This is a genomic window from Mesorhizobium sp. 128a (assembly GCF_053848025.1).
Map to the genome: position 1 here is coordinate 1 of NZ_JBSPKY010000107.1, position 375 is coordinate 375.

Annotated in this window: 1 pseudogene; it reads left to right on the top strand. The window is 56.5% G+C overall.

The window, feature by feature from the left end:
• Nucleotides 1-181: 181 nt before the first annotated feature.
• Nucleotides 182-375, top strand: a pseudogene (locus ACWTU9_RS33280) (hypothetical protein); the annotation flags it as partial.

A 375-nucleotide genomic window follows, 5' to 3' on the forward strand; every position in this document is an offset into this window, starting at 1 on the left:
AGTGTCCAGACGGATGAAAGACGAAGCCTCTATCCTTCTCTTGAAGCTGCTGCGTTGTCCCTAGCCTAGTTTCCGTCTCCATGAACGGCAAAGTATTGATTTTGTTGAGCGAATATAGCTTTTCGCGAGCAAGGCCCGGCGGTTTCAGGGAGTTTTGGATCATGCTACTGATTCCAAATCCCTGCCACCGCCGGAGCCGACAACGCGTCAAGAACGCACCGTCCAAGTCAGCTTATTCGGTCTTTTCGCCGCGCACGAGATCGGTCACGAGTTGAAGGCGATGTCGCGGTGGCTGGATGAACATCGCGATTTGCTTGGCTTGGTGGCTCGCGATTTGGTGCGGGTCGGGGTCAAGGCCACCGGGCGGCGGGGCCT